We start from the raw sequence: 9990 nt of genomic DNA on the forward strand, positions 1-9990 counted from the left end.
TACATCACTCGCCCCCTAAATCCCCCAATTTTGGGGGACTAGAGCAAGCAAATTGGTTCTTGTTCCCCCCAAAGTTGGGGGGCTAGGGGGGCAAAATTCAGTATCAAAAAACTTTTTAATGCTCGATCTAAGTACAAAAATTGGGATAATTTATTTTCTACTATTCCCTTAGAGGTTGTCTGAGAAGTCCTATTTGCTACATCACTCGCCCCCTAAATCCCCCAATTTTGGGGGACTAGAGCAAGCAAATTGATTCTTGTTCCCCCCAAAGTTGGCTTGCTCGGGGGGCAAAATCCAGACATAATATTACTCTACAGAAGAAGCCTCATTTTTGGCTTTAGCCTCTGGATCGATATTTTGCCAAGTAGGAATGAGTGCTAGGCAATCGAGTTCTTTTGCTTTTTTATATTTTTCCACTGCTGCCTCAATTTCTCCTTCTCTTGCTAATTTGAAACCTTCCTCTATTAATTTTTCTGCCTCAGCTAATGATTCTGCTCTATTTATTGGGTTGAGGTTAAGGTCAGAATTCCATTGAAGTGCTTTCTCAAATATGGCAACTGCCTCTTTAATTTTTCCCTCCCTTGCCAGTTTTTCTCCTTCTATTTCCCAACTACTAGCAGCTTCTTTCAAGCGATAGTCAGTTTGGCAAATCTTGAGTTCCTCCAACTCCCGGGGGTGAGAAATTAGGTAATCATTTAACCACTCGCAACCATAGTTAGTTAAATCTTCTATGGGTAAATATCTCCACAACTTTACGGTCTTGTCATCACTAGCAGAAGCGATCGTCTCTCCATCAGGACTAAATGCTACACCTATGAACAGATTTTCATGCCCCTCAAAGCTCTGTAGTAATTGTCCCTGACAGTTCCATAATTTCAGGGCATTGTCAGCACTAACAGAAGCGATCGTATTTCCATCAGGACTAAAAGCTACATCTATAACTATGTCTTGATGCCCCTCAAAGCTCTGTAGTAATTCCCCCTGACAGCTCCATAATTTCACGGTATTGTCAGCACTAGCAGAAGCAATAGTCTTTCCATCAGGGCTAAATGCTACACCTATAACCTTATCCTGATGCCCCTCAAAGCTCTGTAGTAATTCCCCCTGACAGCTCCATAATTTCACGGTATTGTCAGCACTAGCAGAAGCAATAGTCTTTCCATCAGGACTAAATGCTACACCATAAACTCGATTTTCATGCCCTACTAGAGTCTGCAATAATGTTCCCTGGTAGTTCCACAATTTTACCGTTTTGTCATAACTAGCAGAAGCAATAGTCTTTCCATCAGGACTAAATGCTACACTGTAAACCCAGTCCTGATGCCCCTCAAAAGTTTGCAATAATTGTCCTTGACAATGCCACAATTTTACCGTTTTGTCATCACTAGCAGAAGCAACAATCTTTCCATCAGGACTAAATGCGACATCTCTTACCCATTGCTGATGCCCCTCAAAAGTCTGCAATAATTGCCCTCGATAGTTCCATAATTTCACGGTATTGTCAGCACTAGCAGAAGCAATATTTTTTCCATCAAGGCTAAATTCTACACCGTAGACTCGACTTTCATGCCCCTCAAAAGTCTGCAATAAATGCCCATGGCGATGCCACAATTTCACTGTTTTGTCATAGCTAGCAGAAGCAACAGTCTTTCCATCAGAGCTAAATACTACACTGTTGACCTGATTTTCATGCCCTACCAAAGTCTGTAATAATTTCCCTTGGCAGTTCCATAATTTCACAGTATTGTCAGCACTAGCAGAGGCAATAGTCTTTCCATCAGGGCTAAATGCTACACTGTAAATCTTTTTGCGATGATCTTCGAGAGTATGCAATAATTTACCCTCGTAGTTCCACAATTTAACCGTGTTGTCATAACTAGCAGAAGCAATAGTCTTTCCGTCAGGGCTAAATGCTACAAATAGGACCTTATCATGATGCCCCTTAAAAGTTTGCAACAACTGCCCCTGAAGGTTCCACAATTTTACTGTCTTGTCATCACTAGCAGAAGCAACAATCTTTCCATCATTGCTCAATGTTACACAGTTGACCTCATCTTGATGTTCGCTCAGAGTCTGCAGCAACTGCCCCCGATAGTTCCATAATTTCACCGTTTTGTCACGACTAGCAGAAGCAATGGTCTCCCCATCAGGGCTAAACGTTATATTGTAGACTGTTTGTTGGTGTCCCACAAGAGTCTGCAACAATTGCCCCTGACGATTCCACAATTTCACTGTTTTGTCACGACTAGCAGAGGCAATGGTTTCTCCATCAGGACTAAATGCTACACTGTAGACTCTCTCCTCATGTCCTACAAGAGTCTGTAGTAACTGTCCCCGATAGTTCCATAATTTCACCGTTTTGTCATCACTAGCAGAGGCAATAGTCTTCCCATCGGGGCTAAATGCTACACCGTAGACTCTATCTTCATGTGCCTGGAGACGGTTAAATTCGATAAATTCATCTTTGTCATGTTTATAAATTACTGTTCCTAGAGCAGTTGTCACCTCAATAGCTTCGTCCATTTCTTCAAGTTTAGCATCTATGAGTTTTTGTCTTGCTTTCATTGCAGTCATCAAAGCATCCCATTGCTTATCTAACATAGATAGCTTTTTAGCTTCATTTGCTAGATCGATAATAATAGTTTTTCCTTTTGCTTCTCTACTTTCTCTTTCTCGAATAAATGCAACTAAATAATCATGTACCAACTGATAGCGATTTGTTGGATTGTCTGGCAATAAAAATACTAAGCCAGAATTAACAAAAATCTTTAATACTATCTCCAAGTTTTCTACATTAAAATCTACAGCTTCTTTCACCAACTCAGCCCTAGTTTTTTGTGGACGATGATTATTTTCATCTGTCAAGGCAAACAACACTAACCAAGCCAATTTTTCATTTTCTCCTCCGCAGTCTTTCACCACTTCTGCTAAATATCGCTCCACTAATTCTGTTTTGGGATTATCTCCTAATTTTTGATATTTTTCGAGAGTAGTAATATTCTCTGTTTGTAGTTGTGCCCCCACAATCTGCAACTCAATGGGGCGAATTTCTCCTGACTCTTTAGCTAAGTCTGCAACTAGCTTTTCTATGAGTTCTGAATCTATTTGAAATTGAGAATTTTTAGTTAATTCTTCAATCACTAATTTTGCTTTTTTATGGGAAAAATTTCCCAAGTAATAGATAATATTTTTACTTAAAATATCATTATTTATAGTATCGAAATCACCCAAACGATTAAATGCTAATAAATGATGAAGATAATCTTCTCGCAGAGATAAAATAATTGTCGTAAAGGGAATATTTAAACAGTCTTGGAGAAACTGAGCAAATTCTTTTTTATTCCATGGTTCGGTATTTTCAAAGAAAAATTCCTCAAATTGGTCAAAAATAATAACTGTGATTAGATTTAATTCAACGTTATTTTGTAACTGAGCTAAAATTGCCTCAGTTGAATTAAGAGTATCTGAAATACCTACTGATTTTTGAGTCTTTTGTAGCTGCTCTGCTAATTTTTTTCCCAATCTTGGAACCCAATCAACATAAACTCGGTGCAAAACTATAAGACTCTCAATTAATGCTCGGTCTAAAGCAGGAATTAATCCTGTCTGAATAATAGAACTTTTACCAACTCCTGATTGCCCATGAATGACTATTAATTTACACTGCTTATCTCTCACTCTTTTTACCAATTTTTCTACATCAGACTGTCTTCCTGGTGAAGCAACTTCTTGAGTATATTTTATTGGATTAAGCTTGGGAAAAGTAGGATTAACATTTTGTTTTCTATATCTCAAACGATTAGCACCAATGAATGCATGAAACCCAAATTCTTGTTCAATTTTTTGTTGAATTTGCTTGAATTTAAAAGCTGTAAGATATTCTTTTTTTTCTAAATAAATCTCTCGTAATTCTTTGTATATAGAAAAATAAAGTGTTGGATCGTATTCAACTTTTGCTTCTGCGATAGCTTTATTTAGAATTTCTATGGCTTCTTTGATATCACCCAAACATTTATTTGCTTTTCCTAAAGAAAATAAATACCAAACTCGATGATATAAACGTTCCCAATCTAAAGTTATTTTATCTTGTTCTGAAGTATAATAAGATGCATTTTTCAGGGTGTTGTTGAAAATTTCAAGAGCTTTTTGAGCATACTTTTTTGCTTCTGTATAGTCATTTTTTGCTAGTTTAACTTCTGCCAAAAAACCATTGGCCTTTGCTTCTCGGAATGGGTAAGAATAATCTTGATGTAATTCAATTGCTCTATTGGCGACATTTTCTAACTCATTCCAACGCTGCAAATTTTGTAAAATCACTCCCCAAGCATTGATAAACTTGGCAGCTAAGTCAGGGCGCTTAACTCTCTCAAAGGTTTCTACCGACTGCTGAAAATAGGTACAAGCGCGATTGTAAGATTTTTCTTGTTCAGGGCGATGCCAAACCCCATAACTACGCCACCACAAGCCTAGATAATAATTAATGAGAGCCACCCGCACGGTATTATTCAGTTGTTGCCAAAGTTCGAGACTTTGCTGATAATGCTGTCGTGCCTCTTCTGTAGAATTATCTGCTGTTCTAGCTAAAGCAAATTCTAGATTTGCCTCTAATTCTCGCTCTAAAAAGACTCCCCGTTTTGCCAATTCTTTCTGTGCGCGTAACAACTGTTGATAACCACATTCATCTAATCCCAAGAAAGTATTATCTAAAAATATTCCTGCCCCACTCTCTAAAACTTTCTGATAAACGGAGTCACTCGTCTGCCGAATAAAATGTATTAACTCATCAGTAGAAATTTCAAATACAGTCAAACTTGCCCTATTTTCAAAATCAGGAATCAACTGAATAAACTTCCGCGACACCTCCTCATTTATCCATAACACTATCGGGAAGTGAAAATTTTTTCTAAACTCGTCTAACACTAAACTCATTGAGCGGAGCAACTCATCCACATCTAGCATCGATCCCAATCCCCATACCATCAAAGCATCTGGCTGTTGATTTTCTAGACGTTTTTGGATAGTTGCATAAAGTGAACTGACTGACTTATCCAGCACCAACTCCTGCAAAACCCCAGAAAAAGATTCCCGGAGTTGTAGAATTAGGCGATCGCGCTGACTTAGATAACTATAGCGAGCTAGAAGCAGCCTAAATTTTCCTTGAGACATTTTCATGCCTCTAACTAACCTCTGCAATGATGCTATATCGTTAATTTCTGTCATCTCTTAATTCTGGTGCATCTTTTAATATAGGATTAATATCAAACCAAGACCCATCTTCATCTTGATATTCATAGACAAACATACTCCGGATTAAAGTTTGGTATCCGTCATCTCCTGCCACTTTTTTTGTCCTAACTACTCGGCGTAATAATTCCCATTCCCTGTCATCTATAGCTAAAAGTCGCTCATTACGATAAGTTTTAATAACGCTGGCAACACTATGACGGGAAATGGGAAGATTTCCTTCTTCCATAATAGCATCATTAACTATTCTCAATACATTTCTGACATGACCGCCACTGCTACAACATAAATAGTCTAAAGTTTCCTGACTGTCAAATATTTCGGTAACTTTTTCCAAGCGTTGCTGTGGGCCTAACTCCGGAAACGCCCTTGCCAAAACTAACTGTCGAATTAACTGTATTCCTTCAGTGCATTTACTACCGTCACGTAACTGTGTCGCCACCATTGGCAATATTTGAGGGTCTTTCCTAAATCTTTGGGTTAATGTTTCATAGTCATTGGAAAACCTTAGCGCTAGAGGAATAGTATAAATGACATGGCACTGAAGTCTAGTTAGTTGCTCCCCTCGATCTACAAATAGATATTCTGGTTGAGTTGTGTTCCTATATTTAAGAGTATTATCAACTTTATCAAGGTTATCAACAATAACAACTAATCCATTTTTGCCATACTGCAGTAGCTTTTTGTTAGCAGGTTCGATCAATTCTTGGTTAATAGTCTCAAGAATTCCACCAGTACGAGGTCCGAGATATTTTCTGAGTTTACTACGAACTTCAGGACTAGCTTTGGCCTCGGCAGTTATTTTGCCAATTCCGAAAGAGAGTTCAATGTTAGATATTTCTATTTCTGTCTGCAATAATTTAGCAGCTCCCTGGAGTATCCCTTTCAGTCTGTTGGGTTCATTTATCTTAAAGTTTTTCAACTCCTGCAAACTTTCACTAACTTGTTGGACAATAGTAAGAAGGATATCACCTACATCTACATCTCCCATTTCTAGGTTTTTGTCAGACTCAACGTAGACAACATGAAATCCTTTTGTTTCTAACTGTTGCTTGAGCCGCCATAATTCTGTAGATTTGCCACAACCAATATGTCCAGTAAATAGTTGACAAGTAGGTCGGCCTGAAGACCAGAGAATGGTCTTTTGTAATTTCTTGATAACTTGTCCCCCACGCACAGCCGAGAAGTCAATATAGTATCTATTGTCAATTTCTGCATTGTCTACAAACAGAGGAATTCCAGGGTCTGTTGCCTGAAAAAAAGCTTTGGGATCTAAAGCCATAATTATTTATGAGAAGCTACTGCTCAATTTTATCGTAGGGAATAGGGAACAGGGAAAATTTGGTCTTCTACCAAGAAGAAAATAAAAAATTACAATTGTCAAAGAAAACTTTATACTTACTAATAATCAGGGATTTTTACTACAGATAGTTTGTTGACGTAAACCCTAATAATTTTCGGAAATCTAGATTATGCTAATGTAGATTTAAGAGTAGACATCTTAAAATAGCTGTAAAATTACTTACTAATTGCCCAAATCCAATTAAGATAGACTTCTGCGTTTGTCAATTCTTTTTACAGATCAGGACTTACGCACGGACACTAAATCAAGTGAGGGCGTTAGCGGAGCTTGGCGCTAGCCAATGCCATTCGCCCCTACATATGGCGTTTTTAACGTTAATTTGCGTAAGTCCTGCAGATGTCTGAGACAATAAAAGTTAGAGTTGAGGATTAATTTAATTATGATTAATAAATTCTTAGTAGTAGGATTGATTTGTTATAGCACGGTAGGCTTGGGTTTATTGGAAATAGCTTCGGCTACTCATTTACCTAGCACTCAACTACCAAAAAAAATAGCTGCTCAGGGAACTGGAGAAGACCCTAAAGACCCCGATCAACAATGCAGAGATTGTGATTTTAAAAATGATAATGATTTAGTAATGACATCAATCAAACTTGCAAGTCAGGGAACTGGAACAGACCCATCTGAGGATAATATCAAACCTCATGATTCGTAGAGTTAGTAGAGCAGAGTTTTCTTACTATTAACCTTGAATATAACTAAAGAAAAAGGCAAGATTTTGACTTAGACATTCTCAGATTTTGAATTACAGCAGTTTTTGTGATTAGTAGACAACAGTAGAGACGTTCCATGAAACGTCCCTACAAGAGTTTTGGTTTTGACTATGTGGTTCCTCCATTTGAAAAGAGCTGTAAGAAGTAAAAGCAAACGATATCACAGTAAAAATATTTTTTGATTCAAAGTCAACTTAGGTATCATGTAAAAATAAGTTGTACAAATTTTATCTAAAATGGATTGTGAAACTAGCTTCCATACAAGTTCCTAGATAAAATATGCTATTTTTTATCGCTGATATTACAAAAATTTCGATCTGATTCTAGTACATTAGGTGTATTTTCCAAGTAATCATTAATCCAGTTGCAGCTATGCATCAATAGCATATCTAAATCTAAATGCCACAAAATCACCGTTTGATCGTTGCTAGCAGAAACAAGTAACTTCCTATCATTGCTGAAACGAACTGAACGAACTTCCTGACTATGCCCCTGCAAAGAGTTGATTTCTCTTCCGTCACCATACCAAAGTTTTACAGTGCCATCCCAACTTGCAGATACAATAAATTTTCCATCTGAACTAAAATCAAGACGAGAAACCGCTCTAGTATGACCTTTTAAGGTATTGATATCTCTATCATTTTGATCCCAAATTTTGATTGTATTGTCTCGGCTACCCGAGGCAATTAGCTCACCATCAGGACTAAAATTTACAGTATAAACATGATCTAAGTGTTTTTTCAAGGTTTTAATTAAATTGCCATTGGGTTTCCACAATTTTATGGTTTTGTCATCGCTGACAGAAGCAAGAATTGTACCATCTGGACTGAAAGTAACCTGACTGATTGGACTTTGATGACCTGTTAAAGTGCTAATTAGTCTACCATCACGATACCAAATTTTAATAGTATGATCCTCACTAGCAGAGGCAATTATCTGACCATCTGGGCTAAAACTCACACTACTTACTATATCCAAATGCCCTGTTAAAGTCTTGATCAAACTACCGTCAGGATGCCAGAGCTTTATAGTTTTATCCCCACTAGCAGAGGCAATCATCTGAGCATCTGGACTAAAGTTCACTTCAAAGACTCTATCTGTATGTCCTCGGAAAGTTTGAAGAAGAGTACCATCACGATGCCAAAGTTTAATAGTATGATCGGCGCTAGCAGTAGCAATCATCTGATCGTCAGGACTCAAAGTTACACTCAAGACTGTATCTTGATGACCTCGGAGTCTAGGTATACTATTCTTTTGCCAAAGTTTGATTGTACTATCTCTGCTAGAAGAGGCAATTATTTTGCCGTTGGCGCTAAATCTTACACTGTAAATTCTATCTATATGACCATTAAAAGTTTCCAGTAAAATACCGTCTAAACTCCAGAGTTTTATAGTTCGATCCCAACTAGCTGAAATAATGCTTTGCCCATCTGGACTAAAACTTACGCTTCTTACGCTATCGGTATGCCCTGAAATACTTTTTTTTAGATTGCCATCTAAACGCCAAAGTTTAATAGTTTGATCTTCACTTGCCGAAGCAATAGTTTGACCATCAGGACTAAAAGTTGCTTCATACACAGTACCACTATGTCCTGTAATAGTTTTAACTAAGGTACCATCTAAGCGCCAAAGTTTGATGGTTTTGTCTTGGCTAGCTGAGACAATAAATTTACCATTGGAGCTGAAATTAACACTTTTAATTTCATCACTATGTCCTGTAATAGTTTTAACTAAGGTACCATCTAAGCGCCAAAGTTTGATGGTTTGATCTTTACTAGCTGAGGCAATAGTTTGACCATCAGGACTAAAAATAACACTTTTAACTGTTTCTTTATGTCCTGTAATAGTTTTAACTAAGGTACCATCTAAGCGCCAAAGTTTGATGGTTTGATCTTTACTAGCTGAAGCAATTAACTGACCGCCAGAACTGAAACTAACGCTAAAAACTCGATCTGTATGTCCTTTGAGAGTTTGCAACAATTTTCCATCCAGACTCCAAAGTTTAACTGTATTATCGGCACTAGCTGAAGCCAATATTTGACCATCAGGACTAAAATTAATACTATATACTTTATCACTATGCTTTTCTAAACTATTGCGCTGTTTTACTCGGTAGATAGATTGCTGCAAAGTTGTTATAACTCGCATTTGAATCTCGTCATCTACTTTTTCCCAAGTTATATTTCGTAATTTTCTAGCTGCTCTGACACTTTCTATCAAAGCATCAAATTCTTTATTAGAAACCAGAAGAGTATTAGCAGAGGCTGTTAGACTATGAATTTCACTAATAGCTATTGCTCTTTGCTGTGCTTTCACTCCAAAATATGCTGCTAAAATTAGCAATACTACAATTACAAATGATCCTCTTTTTTCCAATATTCTTCGGCGTTTTCGTTCTGTCTCTAATTCTGTTAATAAATCAATTTCTTTCTGCAAATTCTGTCGTCTTTTCCTTTCCTGCTTTAACTCTTGAAACAATTCATTCTCTTTTCTTTGCCGAATAAAAGTAACCAAATAATCATGCACTAACTGATAACGATTTGCTGGTTTTTCTGGCAACAAAAATACTAAACTAGTCTCGACAAAAATCTTTAATACTAACTCTAACTCTTTCACTTGAAACTCACTTTCTTTCACCAATTCAGCCTGAGTTTTTAGTGGGCGAGTATT

The 9990-nt window shown here is 37.3% G+C and carries 4 protein-coding genes; 1 reads left to right on the plus strand and 3 read right to left on the minus strand.

The annotated features are described in order from the left end of the window. Window positions 1–306: 306 nt before the first annotated feature. Window positions 307–5220, minus strand: coding sequence for a WD40 domain-containing protein (locus AC3DU7_RS15375; protein ID WP_488040205.1), 4914 nt, complete (start codon window positions 5218–5220; stop codon window positions 307–309). After that, window positions 5207–6526, minus strand: a complete 1320-nt coding sequence (locus AC3DU7_RS15380; protein WP_488040206.1) for an ATP-binding protein — start codon at window positions 6524–6526, stop codon at window positions 5207–5209. The genes AC3DU7_RS15375 and AC3DU7_RS15380 overlap by 14 nt, the downstream gene beginning before the upstream one ends. A 460-nt stretch (window positions 6527–6986) precedes the next feature. Between AC3DU7_RS15380 and AC3DU7_RS15385 the strand changes: the two genes are divergently transcribed. After that, window positions 6987–7262, plus strand: coding sequence for a hypothetical protein (locus tag AC3DU7_RS15385; RefSeq protein WP_488040207.1), 276 nt, complete (start codon window positions 6987–6989; stop codon window positions 7260–7262). A 340-nt stretch (window positions 7263–7602) separates the two neighbouring features. Here the strand turns inward: AC3DU7_RS15385 and AC3DU7_RS15390 are convergent. Then, window positions 7603–9990, minus strand: a 2388-nt coding sequence (locus tag AC3DU7_RS15390) for a WD40 repeat domain-containing protein (protein ID WP_488040208.1), incomplete at its 5' end; no start/stop codon positions are given.

The sequence above is a fragment of the Okeania sp. genome, from assembly GCF_983059655.1.